The sequence below is a fragment of the Shewanella sp. KX20019 genome (genome assembly GCF_016757755.1).
Lineage (GTDB): Bacteria > Pseudomonadota > Gammaproteobacteria > Enterobacterales > Shewanellaceae > Shewanella.
Genome location: NZ_CP068437.1, coordinates 3581445 through 3600501 on the forward strand (window position 1 = coordinate 3581445; position 19057 = coordinate 3600501).

The following is a 19057-nucleotide window of genomic DNA, read 5'->3' on the forward strand; positions in this document are numbered from 1 at the left end:
AAAGCGTATTGCAGAGGTGTGAACACCATGGATATCAATGGCATCTGTATTTCATCTACAATCGATGAACACGGTCCAATATATGTGTATCAAACAAAAACCAGCCGCGTTCTCAGCTTCGATGGAGAGATCTATCAAAGTTGCATGAAATTAAATGATATTAATGGACTAAATCTCGGCTACACCCAAGCCATGATGGTGGGGTTATTGTGTATCCCCAGTGTAAAATCGGCCACGGTCATGGGCCTAGGTGCGGGTTCAATAGCAAAGAAACTACTCAATAGTTTTGCTGAGTTAACCGTACATGCAGTTGAGTATCGCGAAGCTGTGGCCCAACTGGCACATCAATACTTTTACCTGCCTGACTCCGCACGCCTTGTCGTTCATATCGATGATGCTGTTAACTATATACAAAACACTGACACTAAAAGCGATATTATCTTTTCAGATCTATACAACTCAGATGGGATGGAGCCACAACAAGTACAATCTGCCTACTTGCGACATTGTAAAAATGGCCTCAATAAACACGGGGTTCTGGTGCTCAATATCTGCCATACGGCATTTAAGTTATCTGCGGATTTAGATAAGTTACTGGCAGCCGAATTTGAAAATCAGCTGCTCAGATTTGAAATAGAGGGGGGAAACACCATCGTACTAGCGTTCAAAAATGGCCTCCCTTCGATAAACAACCAAGCATTACTGACTAAAAGCAAACAGTTGCAAGAGCAGATGAACATACCGATGCAGCGGTATGTTCAATTACTCGCAGATTTTGACAATAGTTAGTCAGTACTTTAGCCAACTGCGCTACTAGTCTTCAATATTGAGTAACTGTATTACTTAGGGATAGTTAAAACTATTTTACCCACGTGTTTCTTTTTCAGAAAAACCTCTTGCGCAATACTTATCTCGTCCAGTAGGAATGTGTCTGCAACTAGCGGTTTAATTTGACCCTGTTCGATACAGTTGACGAGGTTTTGAAATACTTGTGGTTCGAGCACCGTGCAACCAAAAAAGCTTAAGTCTTTTAAATATAGGGTACGAATGTCTAGCTCAACCAAAGCACCACCAATAGCACCGGAAACCGCATATCTACCACCAGGCCTTAACAGCTGTAAAAACTGAGGCCACTGTTTGCCAGCAACCAGATCGATAACGACATCAATACTATTTTCGCCTAAGGTATCGACTGAATCAGCATTTCGCGATATGACTTGATCGGCTCCAAGTGCTAATAACTGCTGATTCTTGCTGGGACTAGTAATGGCGATAACATAGGCTCCCCGAGCTTTAGCAAGCTGAACAGCTGCCGAACCAACACCACCTGAAGCGCCAGAGATCAACACCCTATCTTGTGATGTGACATTTGTGCGGGTAAGCATATTTTCAGCTGTTGAATATGAGCAAGGAAATGAGGCTAATTCGATGTCAGAAAATTCGCTGTTCACCGCGTAAGCATGTTTGGCATCCACTACCGTGTATTGTGCAAAACCACCATCACATTCAGAGCCATAATACCAAGGCGATTTTAGCGGCTGACCGTTAACTTGGTTGATACAGGGTTCAATAATAACGCGCTGTCCAATACGGTCTGCAGCGATATTGTTACCAACAGCAACGATAAAACCACAGACATCAGCTCCTTGAATTCGTGGAAAGACCAACGCATTACCAGACCAGCTCGCATCCGCACTACTGCCATCACCTTTTGAGTACCATGCTGCTCTGGTATTAATATCTGTATTGTTAACTCCAGCGGCAGAGACGCTGATCAGTACTTGATTTGAAGTTGGAATAGGCACCGCTATATCATCACGGTATTTAAGCATATCTGCGTCACCATGACCGATAAGCTGGACGCCCTTCATGAGTTGGGGAATTATCATCTATCTTCCTCTATCAGTTGTAATAGCGCCTTTTGAGCCGATGTTATTGCTTGCTGGCCAAGCACTGGCCACGCACTTGATACCCCCTCATGTAGTAAGAAAAGCACCGTAGCAAGATCTTCCCTTTGACTTTGCAGACCTAAAACCTGCTGAACTTCTTGCTTGTGGTTTTTAACTGCCTCACTAATAAATTGATTGTCTGGAAAGGCCGCCATCGCGTTCATTGACAAGCAGCCGTGTGGCGCATAGTCGCGCATCCACTGTTCAAGTTTACTAAAAATATGTAATACAGACTCAACACCACGAGATGGTGATTCGTTAAGCAAAAAAGTGAGGTACCTTTGATGACGATACTCCAAAGCAGCCACAATCATCGCTTCTTTAGATGGGTAGTGCTTGTATAGCGTGCGCAGGCTGACATTACATGCAGCCTTTAACTGAGCAACGCTAGGCTCGGCAAAACCATATAGACTAAATGCCTCCTCTAGACTGGCGGCAATTTGTTGTTTCAGCATAAGTACCCTGTGGTAGAATATTCACTCTACCACAGGGTAGAATGATTGCTCTACTCTGTCAAACTATTGCAATTATGCTTAACAATGCACAGTGACTGTTGGAGAGTATTGCACCGCAACCAAGTTTGTATGCAGGGAGTTTCGGCTAGACGTAATCATATTCAAGGAGTTAGTGCTTGAGAAGTTAGTGCTGGAAAAAGTATTACTATTAAGTTTGAAGGAATAGCTATGGATGACACAAAAGGCATATAACAGATAAATGCCTTTAAAACGCTTTTATGCTTGATTATAAAAGTTAAATAGAACAGTTAAGCCTATTTATCCGTAGGTCTAGGCGGTAAATAATCACGACCTTTTTTGTGTAGATTACTTTTCCCTAGGGTTCGGTCATTTAGCGCACTGCCATAATTATCTCGGCAATGAATACATGGACTCATCTTGTTCACAAAGCGGCCTTTGCGTGTGTACTTTCTAATGTAGGCATGTGAAATCTCGACATTACCGCGATGCAATCCGCTAGCATCATCCAGCTTATGCCTCAAATCACTTACGGCGGCATCTTCAGCGCACATGTTGTCACTGGCACGACCCCAACCGATAACATCCTGGCTGGCATCGCTGCTTACATATCTAGCCGCGACCCAGGGACCACTGTGATCCCCCGTCGGCGTACCATCTGGGAAATTGGAGGGTTTATTCGCCAACTGATACGAGACAAGTTCAAGCGGATCTATTGGGGCTCTATCGCAGAGAGTGTCATTAGCCAATGCGGGGGCTGTGGTGACAAAATAGTGATGGTTGTGGCTGCTTTTTAGGTCGCAATAATGGCGAGTTGCATCAATTTTTTTTATCTGTACTATTTTCGCTACACTGCCGCTGCAGGCTAATATTTCATCGCCCACATTAATATCATCGGCCTTGATCCATTTCTCAGCAATAAGATAAAAATGGTGGTCTTCTACCACAAACATCGACGTTTTTAACTCGGCAATTGTATATTCAATCTCGATCATAACTTGTGCAATAGTTCCAAATGCGGGTTCAATAGGGTTAACATTGTTCGGCTTTATAAAATAAATTACATCATTATACCCGTTCCACTTCAAAATGTAGGGATCTGTCGGGGCTTAATGGCGATTAGGTAAGGTCGGTATTGGTTGTGCCTGTAGCAAAATAAATACATAGCGCTGAATTGAGTGCCCTTTTAACTCCAAGAGTAACCCATCAACAAAGGCATCTGCCAAGGTCTCTTAAACGAGCATTTCTAGGCCGTTGAGTATTAAGTATCATTAGTCCGCTGGAGCCCATCGTTTCATCTTTTAAAACCTTGCTTTTGCCACTACTAGTAGCTTAACTAACATACATCAACAACTTATAAGGAAGTGATTGTGCTAAAAAATATCATCCTCCTGCTACCCATATTACTTTTATTTTCTTGTACTAGCCTTCCCGAAAATACCAGCAGTAAAAGTTACGCAATGAGCAAGTCTCAAGAAAGCCAGTTAACCATGGAACTTGATGAGGAACGCAAGCTGCTCGGCTTAGAAAATGATGATGCGTTAATGATGCTGCTTGAAGATGGTGTTGATGCTTTTGTAGCTCGCGTTTCGCTGATTAATGCGGCGCAAAGGAGCGTAGACCTGCAATATTATCAATATCACTCTGACTTAAGTGGAAGACTATTAACGGCAGCCTTGTGGCAAGCTGCAGAGCGAGGCGTGCGCATCCGTTTACTTGTAGATGATATGGATTTAGCAGGCAAAGATATTGATATTGCTAAACTAAATTCACACCAACATTTCGAAGTACGCATTTTCAATCCGTTTTTACGCGATAAAAGGCGCACTCGGCAGTTAATCACAGGCTTCGGTTCAGTAACACGTCGAATGCACAACAAAACGTTCACAGTAGACAGCAGCATATCCATTTTGGGCGGGCGTAATGTCGGAGACCAATATTACGGTGCGCACTCAGATGTCGCTTTTGGAGATTTAGATATTGCTTTTACAGGCAGCGTTGTACAAGAGGTTCAAACATCTTTTGACTTATATTGGAATAGCGAAATCACCTACGAAATTAATTTATTAAGTGATTACCAGCCATCAAAAAGTGACGTAGATGAAGTTAGTCAAAATTTAAAACACTTCTTACAGCAAAACAAAAACTCTCAATATGCACAGGCACTACGTAAAAACGATTTATTAAGTTTAGTCAAAAAAGATGAAGTAAACGAATACACGGGCAAGGCTGTAGTCTTATATGACGATCCGTTAAAAATTGTCTCTTCCCGGGAAAAAACAGAATACCACCTAGCACCAAAATTACGCCCTTACGTAGATAATGCGAAAGACGAACTCATCATTGTTTCTCCTTACTTTGTGCCAGGAGACGAAGGCGTGGCACTGTTAGGCAGTCTGGTAGAGAAAGGAGTCACTGTTAGAATTTTAACCAACTCGATGAAATCTAATGATGTCACCATAGTGCACTCTGGATATTCAAAGTATCGAAAAGAATTATTAGCGCTTGGGGTCGAATTATATGAAGTCGACAGTGCCCGTATAGATATATTGAAGAAGTATACCGATAAAGCCGCTTCTTCAACCGCATCAAAGATCACTTTACATGCCAAGTACTTTGTCATTGACCGTAGATTTACTTTTATTGGTTCGATGAACCTAGACCCTCGTTCTCGCAATGAAAATACAGAAATTGGTGTGATTGCAGAATCAGAAAAACTAGCTGTTTTTATTGTTGAGGATTTTGACAGTATCGTTAGAGACGGGGCATTTAAATTATCACTTAAAGAGGGTGATATTATCTGGACGCAAAAAAATGGAGATAAAATAATAACCTATGACAATGACCCTTACAGCAGCTGGTGGGACCGCTTTAAAAATGGTTTCTTGCAATTGTTGCCTGTAGAGTCACAACTTTAACTTATTAGCATTTTAAGCTCCTGAATATACTAGCAAGTTTACCGCACTCTACATTGATTAAATGGATGATATTAAGAGGTGACAGCTGAATAGCTCCCTTCACCAATATGACAGCAATAGACAATTTCATTTTGGTGTTAAATCACGTAAACTACGCGCTGTTTTTTAAGTCTCTTTTTAGGTAAATCATGATCCGTTTAAACCAAGTAAAACTGCCTCTCGACCATAATGAAGATGCGCTGCAAGATGTTGTATTGCAAAAGCTCTCTATCTCAGCTGAGCAGTTGGTTAACATACATGTGTTTAAGCGTGGCTACGATGCCCGCAAGAAGAATTCAATCTCACTCATTTATACATTGGATGTGACATTAACCGATGTTGACGAAGTGGCATTGTTGGCGTCGGTTGTTGATGATCACAACATCCGCGTGTCACCAGATACCGATTATAAGTATGTAGCCAGTGCACCAGAAGGGTTAACGGAACGCCCACTGGTGATTGGTATGGGGCCATGTGGCTTGTTTGTCGGGCTTATGTTGGCGCAAATGGGCTTTAAACCTATTATTTTAGAGCGCGGTAAGTCTGTCCACGAGCGCGCTAAAGATACCTTCCGCTTTTGGCGTACCAGTGAGCTAAATACTGAATCAAACGTGCAGTTTGGTGAAGGTGGAGCCGGTACATTCTCTGATGGCAAATTATACAGCCAAGTTAAAGACCCTGGTTTTAAAGGCTTAAAAGTAAAACAAGAATTTGTTGCCGCCGGCGCACCTGCTGAAATTATTTATGTCAGTAAGCCACATATAGGTACCTTTAAGTTGGTCACTATGGTTGAAAAAATGCGCAGAGAGATTATCCGTTTAGGCGGCGAAGTCCGTTTTGAAACCCGAGTCGATGAGATCAATATTAGCGACCGTCAAGTCACAGGTGTCACACTTAGAGATGGCGAAGTACTGCACTCTAAACATGTGATTGCAGCGATTGGTCACAGTGCTCGTGATACGTTCCAAATGTTGCATGATAAAGGCGTTTACATGCAGGCGCAGTCATTTTCGATTGGTTTCCGTATTGAGCACAAACAAGCGATGATCGATAAAGACCGCTTTGGCACAAATGCAGGTCACCCTATGTTAGGTGCTGCTGATTACAAGCTAGTGCATCACTGTAAAAGTGGTCGCAGTGTTTACAGTTTTTGTATGTGTCCTGGTGGTGTGGTGGTAGCTGCAACGTCAGAAGAGCACGCGGTAGTGACCAATGGCATGAGCCAATACTCGCGTAGTGAACGTAATGCTAACAGCGCGATTGTGGTGGGTATTAACCCAAGTGATTTTGATAACGACCCAATGCAAGGCGTTGCACTACAGCGTCAATTAGAGCGCAATGCCTATGTTATGGGCGGCAGTAATTACGATGCTCCAGCACAAATGGTGGGCGACTTTTTAGCGTCTGGTGCAGGTAAACCATTTGAAAATGTCGAGCCATCTTATAAGCCGAATGTGAAAATGACCGACTTAAGCGATGCTCTTCCTGCCTACGCCATCGATGCCATTCGTGAAGCGTTACCTGCATTCGGTAAGAAAATTCGTGGTTTCGACAGTAAAGACGCCATGTTAACCGGCGTTGAAACGCGTACCTCGTCACCTATTCAAATTAAACGCGGCGCAGATTATCAAAGTATCAACACCAAAGGATTGTATCCTGCGGGTGAAGGTGCTGGTTATGCGGGCGGCATTTTATCAGCGGGTATCGACGGCATTAGTATTGCAGAAGCAGTGGCATTAGACATGCTTAAAGAGATGGCAAACAGTTAATCAAATCTCTAATCATGAGAGCACCACGTCGGCTGCTCTCTATTATTGATTCTAAGCTGCGAAGATAATGCATAAACCATCAACTCTTTGCCATTCAAATCTCATTGCTCGACTGTTAACTGTCGTTTAGTTAGTCATTAACAGTCGTTTCACTGTTTGTATAGCAAAAAGCAGTAAAACCAAAGTACCGGCAACCAGACTCAACATGCCTAGTGGCATAAACATACTCTCATGAAGAACACCGTTATCATCAACATACTGATAAAACGCGTTCTCAGCACTTAAACAAGCAGCCCCTAATCCCAGTAACACCAAGCTAATAATCCATGTTTTATTGACTGAAAATTTCATTTAACGTTCTACATCCTGTCGTTAATGGCCCGATAAGCCGCAGGTTAAATTATACCCCTCTGATATTTACCTTTTATCTGAAAACGGTCAAATGAAAGATAATTTACCGTGTTAACGGAGGAATTAAGGCGGCCCTTGCTTGGCAAATAAAAAGCGACAAGACTAAGATAACCAGCAAACAGATCATCAACCTGCGTAATTGAGCGATCGATAAAGTTTAAACAAGGGCCGTATTCATACCTTGCCGTTCTACATTTCATTACACTCATCTGCAATACCCTTAGAATAGCTAACATTTACTTTTTAGCCTTTTTCAATGGCTAAATGCGATCACAGTTGGCTATATTGCGCTAAATTCCACCTCAAGAGCACTCTTTAACTGCCCACCTAACAACATGAATATTTATTTAGTGTTACCTAGTTAACAGAACTTAATATTCCCTAGATCGCTACAGGCTAATTTACGTTCAATTAAATAATCAATTCGTTATATTTATCAGGTAATTAAGTAAGTAAAGATAATTATAATTATCAGAATCAATATTCTGGTGAACTTTAGTTATCTATAAATTAGTCGACCCATGCTGGAAAATAATCAGCGAAACGTTTTTGAATCTATTTGTGTAGATGCCAGCACTCATAAGCAGGCAGTACCCAAATAGATGCAGCATTCAATTGGTATTATAGTGGGATTGATGAAATGTCTAAAAAAATAGCAAAGTATAATTTACTGGCGTCAATTGTCGCCGCGGTCATTTTAGTGGGTTGTAATGATGGTAAAGATGGTGCCCCCGGAGAAGATGGACCGCCAAGTAGCGGTGATACCGTATCTAGCGCAGCAAGCTTAACAGTGACAATGTCGGCACCGACGTTTGCAGCTGATAAACTGACCTTCTCTTTCACTGCAGAAGATCAGAACGGCAGAGCCTTGGTTGGCATAACTGATGTGCGCAGCACGCTAGCTAAGCTCATCCCAGATGAAGACAACTACACAACGGACTGGAGCAGTTATCTGCGCAAAGCTACCGACATTGATAACGCACAGTATCCTGATGTGAGTAATGTCAGCTTACCGACTTCTGACAAGGGTGAATTGATAGACAATATGGATGGTAGCTATCAATACACGTTCGCAGCCAATGTATTGAGCGCAACCGATCCAATATCTGGAGAGACGATTGCGTGGCAAGAAGCGTTAACACATCGAATCGGTTTAGAAGTTCGCAAGTCTGATAGTTATCCAGTGGCAAATGCCACATTTGACTGGGTACCATCAGGTGGAGATGTTAGTGAGTCTCGTCAAATTGTGGCCATTGAAAGCTGTAATAGCTGTCACACTGAGCTTGCATTCCACGGTGGCAATCGAATTGATACCGACAACTGCGTAACGTGCCATAACCCTGATGCAAACGATCCAATCAGTGGTGAAAGCTTAGATTTAAAAGTCATGGCGCATAAAATACACCAAGGTATTGATCTGCCAACGCTAGCTGAAGCGGGCAACAAGTACAGTCTGTTCACCCGTAATGGCGACAAAGAGACCATTTTTGCTGAAAACGATGGTCTATGGGTGCTAAATAACAAAGGTACTATTGACGGTATTAACTACCCACAAGACATTCGTAACTGTACTGGTTGCCACGCAGATGATGCAGATCTAGTGACTAATCCAAATCTTCAAGGGGTGATCACCACTGAGGGCGGTAACTGGAAGAGTATGCCAACCGTTGCAACCTGTTCTTCTTGCCACGATAACATTGCATTTAACGAAGCGATGTTAACGGCTAAGCCAAACAGTGAAAAACACATCATGTTCCCAGCTGACAATGACACTTGTTTATCTTGTCATGGTGAAGGTGCGGGCATGTCTGTTGAGAATGTTCATACGTTAGCAGCGCTTGGTAAGAAAGCTGCCGGCAGTGATTATGGGGTGAAGTTTGAAGTCACCCATCTAACGGCAAGTAGCGCAACGGCCTATGATGTGCATGTTCGCGTCACTAAAGACGGCAATGGCATATCGCTAACGGATGAGTTCCTGCAGTATAAAAACAGCGTTCGTCTGCTACTGAACTGGGACAACGGCGCAGGTTTTGAAACTCACGTCGCCAAGAACACCCCCAACTCTTTTGAGTTAGATAAAAATCCTCTTTGCCAAGCAGGCGCGACAACTGGCGACATTATTTGCCAGTGGGATACCGCACTCGACGTAAATATCAACAATGGTGATCCTCTTACTAGCGGTGATATTCTAACGACCTTTATCTCTTCAGGTGTGTGTGTCGATAGTCGTAATGCATTGGTCAACTGTGCAGACAACAATGCGCTAGAGAAGATCTCAACACCTTCTACCGTGATCAATAATTTCTTTGATGCGGCCACACTGTCTTACAATCCTGATTTTGAAGTGAAGTTTGGCGCTAACTTCAGCAAGTGTGATTCGTGTCATGAGCAAGTTATTCAGCATGACAGCCGTCGCTCAGACGACCCGTCACAATGTAAAGCTTGTCATAACGCCAATCGCTTTACCCGCTCACCTGCTGACTCACCACGTTCAGGTGGCTCTAGTGATTTGAAGTTTGAAATTCACAAGATCCACTCAAACTTCCGCTTTGTTGATGCAGAGAATGACTTTGACATGGTTGGCCGCAATGAGTTTTACTCAGCGCCTATCAGCGATTGTGCTCAGTGTCATGACGAAAGTCAGATTGATTTACCTCTGGCACAAAACAGCAGAGCGTCAATCACCCGAGCGCCAACAACCTCTCTTAATGACGGTAACAATCTAGTGCGCGACGGTGCGGTATACACCAGCCCTATCGCCCTTGTATGTACCTCTTGTCACCTCAGTGTAGGTCCAGGACTTATCGGCTCAGACGGTAAAGTAGTACTCGATGCTGATGGCAACACCTTGCTAACACGTGATTTAAGCAGCAATGGCCCAGGTTATGACAATGGCGAGTTCCCACAAGTGCCAGTCACCATCACCGCGGCAGAGCAAAGCATGCTAAACCACATGATCTTATCTGGCGGCGCTGTCTTTGGCGCAGCTTCAGCAGATGAAGCAAACGGTACTGAGTCTTGCTCGACTTGCCACTCTATCGGCAGCGCATCAGGTGTTGATAAAGTACATGCTCAAATGTAAGAGCTCAATAACGGTTCTAGGTTCTAGGTTCTAGGTTCTAGGTTCTAAAAGCTTACTCCCTAGAAAATCAGTATAAAAGTCACGACAGTATGTTCCCTGCAAAGAACTGACTGGTACAAAAAAGGCGAACGCTATCACTAGTGTTCGCCTTTTCGTATCTCCTCCCCACATCCTCGCTATTTAATAAAAAGCTTACTGTTTGAAATAAGTTGTTAGCCTGCTCTGTCTTTGTCTAAAGTTAATTAAACTCACCGTAATACTGAGGCTTGAATGAAGATATCGATTTCTGGCAAAGAGACCATCTCTATTTTTCAACTGACAGCCGTATTCAGTATGTTGTTTGCCCTCGTTGGTTTTAGCTATAACGTTTGGCGCATGGAAATTACCGAATACAATAACAATGTGCGTTCTGCCAGCTTCGAGTTATTACTGCAGCTTTCAGAGCTTGAATCTATCATCTACGCCGCTCATTACGATCAAGATATAATCCAAGGTAGCCCGCGAAAAGGCTGGGTTAAAGTCAATCTGATTGCCGATTTGAGTGTGGTTACAGAACCTGAGATTCAAGCGGCGACAGAGAGCTTAAAAGCGAATTGGCAACTCAATTGGGAGACTGTCGCTAATAATGAAAACAGCGCGATGCAGGTGGTAGAAAAAATTGATGATACCCGTCTCAAAGTACGGCAGTTACTGAGCACCTTAGAGTAAAAAGAGTTAATTTTAATGGTGCACTTGCATGTTAAACGAACCCGTAGAGTTTCGGTGTCCTTACAGCCGCCAATACCAATACTCACCCCCACAGCTCAGGCTGTTGTTAAATTGCTGCGCTCTTGTTACTTTATTGATTAACAACGTTTATATATTAGAGCCTTAGGAATTAAAAAATGAAATTTGTAGTCTTTATTTTACTCACCTTATCTGTCGGGTGTGCAAACCAACCAAACACGTCGGTAGAAACGACCCCGCCTAAGTATCCTGTCATGGCCGCAAAAAAGGGAATTGAAGGTTATGTAGAGTTAAAATATGATGTAGATAAAACAGGAAAAGTAACAAATATTCAGGTTATAAATTCACATCCTGAAGGTATTTTTGAATCTGCTGCTACTGATGGATTAGCACACTGGAAATACCCACCATTCTTGGTAGACGGCAAGCCTGTATTGAAAAAAGATCTAACCGTTAAACTAGATTTCAACCTCGACAAGCAAGGTGCTAAAAACAAGTCTAGAACGAATAGATTTCAACACGTTGTTAAAAGTAAAAGCGTTATAGATGGAATTAAAAAAACATTCCATCTCTATCAGCAAAAGGACATTGAGGAGGCTATAGCTATTTTAGATGAATTAAACCCAACTACTGACTATGAACAAGCGTTAATAGATCGCTATAGAGGTCTGATGCACAAAGATATAAATGATTTTAATAAAGCACGACTCTACTTATTGAAATCCATTGAATCAGGTGCCCTCAGTGAACATGAGCAGACTGAAACTCAGCAAGTATTAAATAACATTCAGGCTCTGTGAGTGAATTAACGCTCTTAGATAGCAAGGCCGCTCTGATTACTTTGAGCCAGATGCTGACGCTGTTTATCAAAATGCGTTAGCCCTAAGAGGGATAGCAAATTTTGATATCTACATCAACAGATCATTGGCAGCCACAGTTAATAGTCCTCCAGTATCGCTATTCCTTAAGCTAATTAGTATTTTGTAAGCTTAGTAACGTGGGAATTTCGGCTAAAAAGGCATTAACAGACTCTCTGTCATTACGGTTGTCATAAAGCGCGTAAATATCGGCTGAAATGGTCTCATTTAACGGAATGAAACACACATCTTGCCATTGATGTTGGCGATAACTTTGCGGAACAATCGACACTAAAGTGCTCGTTGCTACAACTGCCATTAACGTCGTAGGCTCAACCACCTCCTGCGCTACTTTAGGGTAAAACCCGCAGTCAACAAGACGCTCAATAATCATATCGGTAGAGGCTGAGTTAGTTCGATTGATAAAAACAAATTCTTCACTTATAAGATCACCAAGACTGAGACTTGGTTTCATTTTCAATGGATGTTCATCAGACACTAAAACACACATAGGTTCTGCGTATAAGCGCTGTTCACTCAATGGGTAAATATTGCGCGTATCTGCAAACCGAGCCAAGCCGAGATCAATGCGATGTTCGAGCAACGCTTGCTTCTGCTTTTGCGGCGATAATTCAATAAAATTAAAGGTATATTGCGGATGACGCCTTTTAAACTCTCTTAGCACAGCGCCAAAACCAAGCCAAAATATTGAGCTCATTAACCCTATATTGATGGTGTTATCTATCGCTCGCCCCGCCTTAGCAACCTTGTTTATGGAATCGCTAAACATATCGAATAACAGTGCGCACTCCTGCTTCAGCAATACACCCACATCGGTGAGCTGAACATGACGAGTGGTGCGCTCAAACAATATGACATCCAGCACTGACTCTAACTCTTTAATTTGAGCGCTCAAGGGTGATTTCGAAATATTAAGCTGTGCTGCGGCTTGTCCAAAATGCATACATTGAGATACAGCATAAAAATAGCGAAGCATTTTTAATGTGATGCGCCCACTTAATACATTTTCATTAATATTCATTATTCTAACCTCACTATTTGGCTATCAACATTGTACGCCTAATCAGGATAATAATGCGGAATATAGTGATTAATTGAAAACAAAGCTTAGGGTAAATTAACCCTAAGATAATTAATCAGCAAGGAACAGATCATGACAATAGATCCGGTAAACAATGCACTAGCCACCATTTCAGCCCTTAAACCGAATTTCAAACCCAAGGCAGCATTCATCTTAGGCTCCGGCTTGGGCTGTCTTGCCGATGAACTGGAAGATAAAGTCTGTATTGCCTATGAAGATCTTGCAGGCTTTCCAGTCAGTACCGTTGAAGGTCACTCAGGTGAGTTAGTACTAGGGCGAATGAATGGTGTCGACGTTGTTTGCATGAAAGGCCGCGGCCATTACTACGAACACCAGAGCATGAAAGTCATGACAAATCCGGTGCGTACGTTTAAACGTTTAGGCTGTGAACTGCTCATTGTGACTAATGCCGCGGGATCCTTGCGCCCTGACACTATTGGTGTTGGCTCTCTGGTTATTTTTAATGACCACATCAATACCATGCCGGGGACTCCAATGACGGGGCGTAATGATGACAGCTATGGTCCGCGCTTTTTCAGCTTAGCCAATGCTTATGACAAGTCCTTGCGTTTGGAAGCTATGGCGGTCGCCAAGAGTGAAGGCATTAAGGCCTCTGAAGGAGTATTTGTCTCTTACAGTGGACCCAACTTTGAAACCGCTGCCGAGATACGCATGATGCAAATTATTGGTGGAGACGTGGTCGGAATGTCTGTGGTACCGGAAGTGATATCCGCGGCGCACTGCAGCCTCCCCGTACTGGCGATTTGCGCCATCACTAATATGGCCGAAGGCTTAGGAGATGTAGCTCTGTCCCATGAACAGACCCTCAAGTGCGCCAAGCTTGCGCAAGATGACTTTGTCAATCTCATCAAAGCATTTATGGCCGAACATTTTTGATGTAATCAATTTTGATGTTGCCACTTTTAGTCCTGCAACAAAAGCATTGAATGGCAGTTCATTAAGTGAACATATCACTTAACACCTGACGACCTCATCGCGATTTTGCAGCATCGAGCACACTGAGCAGTCCGCTATATTGCTACAATAAAGCTTCTATTAAACACGGCTCAATGTTAGCAACTTTAACCTCTCAGCAGCTTAAAAAGCTAAGTGAATGCGGGATCAAAGATTGATAACCTAGGTTTGTAGCAAAGGAAAGTTATGACGTTAATACGTTCGATTGGGCAGCAGTGGAGTAAGTCAATTCTAGCCCACCGTTTAGCGCTAACATTACGACAAAGTGAGGCTGTACAGCAACTTTTTGCTGGTGCCACCTCTCTAACAACAGTAACGAACACGATTGCAGCGCTGACCTTTGCGGAGGGTGAACCATTGTGGTTGCCGCCACTTGAAAGTGGAGATGACTCGCATTTGGCTGATTCCGTCACGCTCAACTGCCTTTTTAGCGCATCTCGCCTGTTGTTTATTAAAGAACTTGAGCAAGGTGAATTGGCTCAATCTGAACATTTGGTACTCGCCATTAGTTTCAATTGGAGCCAACAGCTCGCCAATAACGACATTGGCGCGACAATAAGCGAGGACATTAAGCAGCTATGCAATTTACTGCAAACCATTCACTTTCAGTTAGAACAGGTGCGCATCGATAAGCGCAGATCTAATCGCAACATGGGCTGCTAAACCGCAGCCAATAAAACTCAATAATAAAGCCCGCAACTTATTCAGCTGCGGGCTTTTCTTTATCTTATCAAGCTAACCAGTCTAGCGGTAAAGGCGTGTCTCTTTCGGCACTAGCTGAAAATCTTGTTGCATCTGCAGTAAAAGATCATTGCCTAGCAGTGCTATCCCACGATAAAAATCAGTATTGGCATGAGCCAACGCCAATTCAAAACAACGATATGCCCACGGCAAAAAATGCTGCTGTAGCAATACTTGGGTAAAGCGTATCAGTGCTAAATTATCGCTCTCAACTTCAAGACGACCAAAAGTCTGATCCAGTACCGCAAAGAACAAGGCAATATGATCAACCGGCTGTGGGTAATCCATATCAACATCAACGCCATGTACTTGATAGAAATCCTTCAACGCCATGGTCGATCTATCATTAAGCAACTGTGCTTCACTGAGATACACCGAGCCTTGCGCTACCGCATTGGGCTCACCGGGGCCGAAGAATAGCTGCCCATAATCAAGCTTTAGCTCGATAAGCTGCTCGCTATTATCATCATTTGGCCACTGCTGTAAAAACGCAGCAAACGCCTCGCGACCTTGGATATTTTGCTCACGATGAGCAAACTCAGGCCAACTACCAGCAACATCACAGTCCTTAAGCCCCTGTACTAGCTCGGCTTCTGGATGACGAATGAGGCAATGGTGCAAGATGCGCGCTAAGCCTTGATACTCAATAAAATCAACGCTGTTGATAGTCACTGTATTTGAAGACATGGTTCACCTTTAAAACGACACAGCGTTAACTCGCCGTCGCTTATATTTCACTTAACGTTAATCATCGCGATGAGCAGTAAAACTGCCCATCGCTAGCACTTTTAAACTTCAGATGGGTTTAAAATTCTGCCTTCACCACTACCTGCAGGGCTACCGTTAACGTTAGCCTTAATGATCAGGTTTGGTGATGTGATTGATGGTGATGGTAACGGTGCAATATGACCGTCACCGTCGCCGTACTTATCTGTTAAGTTTTCCATGGTGTCAAAGTCCAATGCGCGCATTGGGCAAGACTCAACACATACTGGCTTACGGCCTTCTGCGATACGCTCATAACAGCCATCACACTTGGTCATCACTTTACGTTCGCGGTCAATTTGCGGCGCATCATATGGACAAGCACGTGAACAGCTTTCGCAGCCGATACAAATGTCTTGTGCCACATGAACTAAGCCATCTTCACGACGTTTGTGCATTGCACCTGTTGGGCAAGCTTTAACACAAACAGGCTCAGAACAGTGGTTACAACCAATAGACATGTAGTAAGCAAATACATTTTGCTCAAAACAGCCATTGTTACCCACAGTCCAATCTCCGCCGCCATATTCATACACCCGGCGCCAAGTCACCCCATCGAGTGCAGGTAGCGTGTTATCTTGTGGATTGCTATTGTTACGGATCTCATTGCTTTGACGATCTTTACAAGACACGTGGCACGCTTTACAACCAGTACACTGAGTGCTGTCTACATAAAAACCGTATTGAGTTGCTTCAGTCATAATTAACTACTCTCTTAAATCTTTTTAATTGCAACACGAATGGTGTGCTGTGGATTGCCTTTAGCGACTGGGCTTGGCTGATAGCGAGTTAGCGAGTTAATCGCGCCGCCTTCATCAATAATGTGACCCGTGCTACCTACTGTTTTACCAGGGCTGAACCAAGCGCCTTGACCTAGTGCAAATACGCCTGGCGTCACACGTGGCGTAATACGCACTTTAACGGCAATAGAACCACGTTCGTTATACATCTCAACGTTATCGCCAGAGCTTAAACTATGCTTTGCTGCATCCATTGGGTTAACCCAAACTGCATCTTCAACCGCTTCTCTTAACCAAGGTACGTTGTGGTAGCTTGAGTGAGTACGGCCTTTAGTGTGGTAACCCGCTAACTGAATTGGGTAGTCTGTACTGGTGTCTTCATCTTCAAAACCATCCCAAGTCACTGTGTACTGTGGAATAGCGGTGATGGTATCTCCCTTAACACCAGTTGGGTTTAGTGGGCTGTTTTCTTGATCCCAGTTAGCGGCACGCCATGCAAGTTCAGCTGAGTAGATCTCAATCTTGCCACTTGGGGTCGATAAGGCTTCGCCGCCCTTAATGTAGCTTTCAAGTGCAACGTAGTTGTCGTTCATGTTCTTACGGAAAAAACCAACCTCTTGTGCTTCTTTATAAGTTGCTGGGAACGCCGGTACAACCCCTGCATTTTTACTGCTATCTCTGGTCTTTTGGTAAAGCTCTTCTAGCCACTCGCTTTCAGTCTTACCTTCAGTGAACTCAGCTTCACAACCCATGTATTTAGCAATCAACGCAGATGCTTCATACATAGATTTACAGTCCCACATAGGCTCGATAGCTGACTTCATTGCAGTAATATAACCAAGAGCACCTGATGCGTAGCTGTCATTAACCAAATCGTTAGACTCTAACCAACTAGTATCCGGCAAAATAATATCGGCAAATTTAGCGCCAGGTGTCATCCAGCAATCACAGCTAACAATCAGCTCAACGCCTGATTCATCTTGATAGATCTCAGCGGTGTTGTTGATCTGTGCATGTTGGTTTAGCAAGGTGCTGTCAGATGCAGAAATAATCACTTTAATGTTAGTGCCAAGTGGTGTGTCTAGACCATCAGTACCTTTAACACCATGGCTGCGAGCAGTCATCGTTTCACCGTGATGAATCGCTTCAGACCAAGTAAAGAATGAAATTTTCTCTTTGACTGGATTAGCACCTGCTGGGATCCCTGCGCGGTACATGCCACTCATGTATGGCAGTTCACCATTTGATGAACCCAAGGTACCTAGCTTGCCTGTGAGTACTGACAACATGTACAAGGCACGTACAGTTTGCTCACCATTGGCTTGGCGGTTAACACCCGCGCCAGCAACAATGTAAGGCGCTTGTGCTTCTTGCAGGTCGGTCGCCATTTGCTGAATTTTTCCAGCTGGAATACCAGTGATTTCCTCAGCCCATTGCGCTGTTTTCTTCGGCGCGTCAGCATAGATACCAAGCCCAAGAATGTAGTCACGGTAGTTCTCTTCTGGGTTCATGACAGCAGCATATTCTTGCTTAGTCTCATCACCACTTGCTGCGAAAATTTCTTTTTGCGCTTGAATCGATGCAGCGTCAAAACCAACCGCGTACTTATTGATAAAATCTAGTGAGTTGGCATCAACCCAACCTGAATTTATCATTTGATAAGCAACCGCTTCTGCTAATGCAGCATCTGTACCAGGACGGATAGGTAACCATGTAGACTCTTTACCTAACATTGAGTCTGTGTAACGAGGATCGATCATGGTCACTTTAAGGCCGTTAGCCTTTTGCAGAGCCTTAAGGTAGTCATAACCTTCACCGCTACCAGACTGACGGATCTCACTAGGGTTATAAGCAAAGCCGAGTAAGAAGTCGCTGTTAGCAAGCGTTACCGTTGACGAACCTTTAGTACTACCGGTACCAAATGTATGCGCTGCCGCTTCTTGCTGCTGCGCCCACGAGTAGTTACCGTAGTAGCTCAAGCAACCGCCATTTAGGTTTAGCAGGCGATTGAAACAACCATTTGATGCAAAGCCATAGTAAGCGCCAGACCCATAGCTGCGGAAAATAGCTTTGTTACCATGCTCTGCAATCACTGAAGTTAGCTTAGTAGCGATAGTCTTAGCAGCTTCGTCCCAAGTAATAGGTACAAACTTGCCTTCACCACGCTTACCAACACGCTTCATTGGCGACTTTAGACGGTCAACAGCATAGGTACGCTGACGCAGTGAGCGCCCACGAGCACAAGCACGCACTTGGTAAATGTCATCACCATCGGTAATGTCATGATCTGTTTCAACACGAGTAATCACACCATCACGGCTGAAAACTTTAACTGGGCAGTTTGAACCACAGTTTACTAGGCACGCAGACCAAGTAATTTGCTCATCACCCACGGGTGGTTTAGGCGGAATAACATTGGCATCATCAGAGCTGGAATTACAGCCTGTAACCGTTGCTGCACAGCCCAGCGCAGCACTCATTTTTAAGAAACTTCTACGTTCCATAATCTC

16 protein-coding genes are annotated in these 19057 nt (G+C 43.6%); 8 read left to right on the plus strand and 8 right to left on the minus strand.

Annotated elements, in window-relative coordinates; all coding sequences use genetic code 11:
• Positions 1 to 27 precede the first annotated feature (27 nt).
• Positions 28 to 789, plus strand: a complete 762-nt coding sequence (locus JK628_RS15525; protein ID WP_202285603.1) for a spermidine synthase — start codon at positions 28 to 30, stop codon at positions 787 to 789.
• A 50-nt stretch (positions 790 to 839) separates the two neighbouring features.
• Here the strand turns inward: JK628_RS15525 and JK628_RS15530 are convergent, their stop codons facing one another.
• The 3 genes from JK628_RS15530 to JK628_RS15540 form a co-directional block, all read right to left on the minus strand.
• On the minus strand, positions 840 to 1889 hold the full coding sequence (locus tag JK628_RS15530) for an alcohol dehydrogenase family protein (RefSeq protein ID WP_202285605.1): 1050 nt from the start codon (positions 1887 to 1889) through the stop codon (positions 840 to 842).
• Positions 1886 to 2404 (minus strand): TetR/AcrR family transcriptional regulator, encoded by a 519-nt coding sequence (locus tag JK628_RS15535; protein ID WP_202285607.1) that lies wholly within the window; start codon positions 2402 to 2404, stop codon positions 1886 to 1888. Before JK628_RS15535 ends, JK628_RS15530 begins: the two co-directional genes overlap by 4 nt.
• Before the next feature lie 314 nt (positions 2405 to 2718).
• Positions 2719 to 3417, minus strand: coding sequence for a polymorphic toxin-type HINT domain-containing protein (locus JK628_RS15540; RefSeq protein WP_202285609.1), 699 nt, complete (start codon positions 3415 to 3417; stop codon positions 2719 to 2721).
• Between the two features lie 375 nt (positions 3418 to 3792).
• On the opposite strand from JK628_RS15540, the gene JK628_RS15545 reads away from it, so the two are divergent.
• Positions 3793 to 5340, plus strand: coding sequence for a phospholipase D family protein (locus JK628_RS15545; RefSeq protein ID WP_202285611.1), 1548 nt, complete (start codon positions 3793 to 3795; stop codon positions 5338 to 5340).
• 188 nt (positions 5341 to 5528) lie between these two features.
• Entirely contained in the window at positions 5529 to 7148 is a 1620-nt protein-coding gene (locus JK628_RS15550) for an NAD(P)/FAD-dependent oxidoreductase (RefSeq protein ID WP_202285613.1), read from the plus strand.
• Between the two features lie 126 nt (positions 7149 to 7274).
• Here JK628_RS15550 and JK628_RS15555 read toward each other — a convergent pair whose 3' ends face one another.
• The gene (locus tag JK628_RS15555; RefSeq protein ID WP_202285615.1) at positions 7275 to 7499 is read right to left on the minus strand and encodes a DUF3955 domain-containing protein; all 225 of its coding nucleotides are present in this window, start codon (positions 7497 to 7499) and stop codon (positions 7275 to 7277) included.
• A gap of 700 nt (positions 7500 to 8199) precedes the next feature.
• On the opposite strand from JK628_RS15555, the gene JK628_RS15560 reads away from it, so the two are divergent.
• From JK628_RS15560 to JK628_RS15570, 3 genes are all read left to right on the plus strand, one after another.
• Positions 8200 to 10641 carry an OmcA/MtrC family decaheme c-type cytochrome gene (locus JK628_RS15560; protein ID WP_202285617.1) on the plus strand — a complete coding sequence of 814 codons (2442 nt, stop codon included), beginning with the start codon at positions 8200 to 8202 and terminating at the stop codon, positions 10639 to 10641.
• Between the two features lie 270 nt (positions 10642 to 10911).
• On the plus strand, positions 10912 to 11349 hold the full coding sequence (locus tag JK628_RS15565) for a hypothetical protein (RefSeq protein WP_202285619.1): 438 nt from the start codon (positions 10912 to 10914) through the stop codon (positions 11347 to 11349).
• A 176-nt stretch (positions 11350 to 11525) separates the two neighbouring features.
• A complete protein-coding gene (locus JK628_RS15570; RefSeq protein ID WP_202285621.1) occupies positions 11526 to 12167 on the plus strand; it encodes an energy transducer TonB in 642 nt (213 codons plus the stop codon).
• A 169-nt stretch (positions 12168 to 12336) separates the two neighbouring features.
• Here JK628_RS15570 and JK628_RS15575 read toward each other — a convergent pair whose 3' ends face one another.
• A complete protein-coding gene (locus JK628_RS15575) occupies positions 12337 to 13266 on the minus strand; it encodes a LysR family transcriptional regulator (protein ID WP_202285623.1) in 930 nt (309 codons plus the stop codon).
• 132 nt (positions 13267 to 13398) lie between these two features.
• On the opposite strand from JK628_RS15575, the gene xapA reads away from it, so the two are divergent.
• Positions 13399 to 14223, plus strand: a complete 825-nt coding sequence (gene xapA / locus JK628_RS15580; protein WP_202285625.1) for a xanthosine phosphorylase — start codon at positions 13399 to 13401, stop codon at positions 14221 to 14223.
• 264 nt (positions 14224 to 14487) lie between these two features.
• Positions 14488 to 14964: a hypothetical protein gene (locus tag JK628_RS15585; RefSeq protein ID WP_202285627.1), complete on the plus strand. Its 477-nt coding sequence runs from the start codon at positions 14488 to 14490 to the stop codon at positions 14962 to 14964.
• Between the two features lie 81 nt (positions 14965 to 15045).
• Here JK628_RS15585 and JK628_RS15590 read toward each other — a convergent pair whose 3' ends face one another.
• From JK628_RS15590 to JK628_RS15600, 3 genes are all read right to left on the minus strand, one after another.
• Positions 15046 to 15729 (minus strand): TorD/DmsD family molecular chaperone, encoded by a 684-nt coding sequence (locus JK628_RS15590; RefSeq protein WP_202285629.1) that lies wholly within the window; start codon positions 15727 to 15729, stop codon positions 15046 to 15048.
• Between the two features lie 101 nt (positions 15730 to 15830).
• The gene (locus JK628_RS15595) at positions 15831 to 16508 is read right to left on the minus strand and encodes a DMSO/selenate family reductase complex B subunit (RefSeq protein WP_202285631.1); all 678 of its coding nucleotides are present in this window, start codon (positions 16506 to 16508) and stop codon (positions 15831 to 15833) included.
• Between the two features lie 14 nt (positions 16509 to 16522).
• Positions 16523 to 19051: a DMSO/selenate family reductase complex A subunit gene (locus JK628_RS15600; RefSeq protein WP_202285633.1), complete on the minus strand. Its 2529-nt coding sequence runs from the start codon at positions 19049 to 19051 to the stop codon at positions 16523 to 16525.
• Positions 19052 to 19057: the final 6 nt, after the last annotated feature.

Coding starts and splice junctions, on each gene's coding strand:
- JK628_RS15570 (WP_202285621.1), top strand. CDS start 11,526: ATGAAATTTGTAGTCTTTATTTTACTCACCTTATCTGTCGGGTGTGCA.
- JK628_RS15600 (WP_202285633.1), bottom strand. CDS start 19,051: ATGGAACGTAGAAGTTTCTTAAAAATGAGTGCTGCGCTGGGCTGTGCA.
- JK628_RS15590 (WP_202285629.1), bottom strand. CDS start 15,729: ATGTCTTCAAATACAGTGACTATCAACAGCGTTGATTTTATTGAGTAT.
- JK628_RS15525 (WP_202285603.1), top strand. CDS start 28: ATGGATATCAATGGCATCTGTATTTCATCTACAATCGATGAACACGGT.
- JK628_RS15555 (WP_202285615.1), bottom strand. CDS start 7,499: ATGAAATTTTCAGTCAATAAAACATGGATTATTAGCTTGGTGTTACTG.
- JK628_RS15585 (WP_202285627.1), top strand. CDS start 14,488: ATGACGTTAATACGTTCGATTGGGCAGCAGTGGAGTAAGTCAATTCTA.
- JK628_RS15565 (WP_202285619.1), top strand. CDS start 10,912: ATGAAGATATCGATTTCTGGCAAAGAGACCATCTCTATTTTTCAACTG.
- JK628_RS15595 (WP_202285631.1), bottom strand. CDS start 16,508: ATGACTGAAGCAACTCAATACGGTTTTTATGTAGACAGCACTCAGTGT.
- JK628_RS15550 (WP_202285613.1), top strand. CDS start 5,529: ATGATCCGTTTAAACCAAGTAAAACTGCCTCTCGACCATAATGAAGAT.
- xapA (WP_202285625.1), top strand. CDS start 13,399: ATGACAATAGATCCGGTAAACAATGCACTAGCCACCATTTCAGCCCTT.
- JK628_RS15530 (WP_202285605.1), bottom strand. CDS start 1,889: ATGATAATTCCCCAACTCATGAAGGGCGTCCAGCTTATCGGTCATGGT.
- JK628_RS15535 (WP_202285607.1), bottom strand. CDS start 2,404: ATGCTGAAACAACAAATTGCCGCCAGTCTAGAGGAGGCATTTAGTCTA.
- JK628_RS15575 (WP_202285623.1), bottom strand. CDS start 13,266: ATGAATATTAATGAAAATGTATTAAGTGGGCGCATCACATTAAAAATG.
- JK628_RS15540 (WP_202285609.1), bottom strand. CDS start 3,417: ATGATCGAGATTGAATATACAATTGCCGAGTTAAAAACGTCGATGTTT.
- JK628_RS15560 (WP_202285617.1), top strand. CDS start 8,200: ATGTCTAAAAAAATAGCAAAGTATAATTTACTGGCGTCAATTGTCGCC.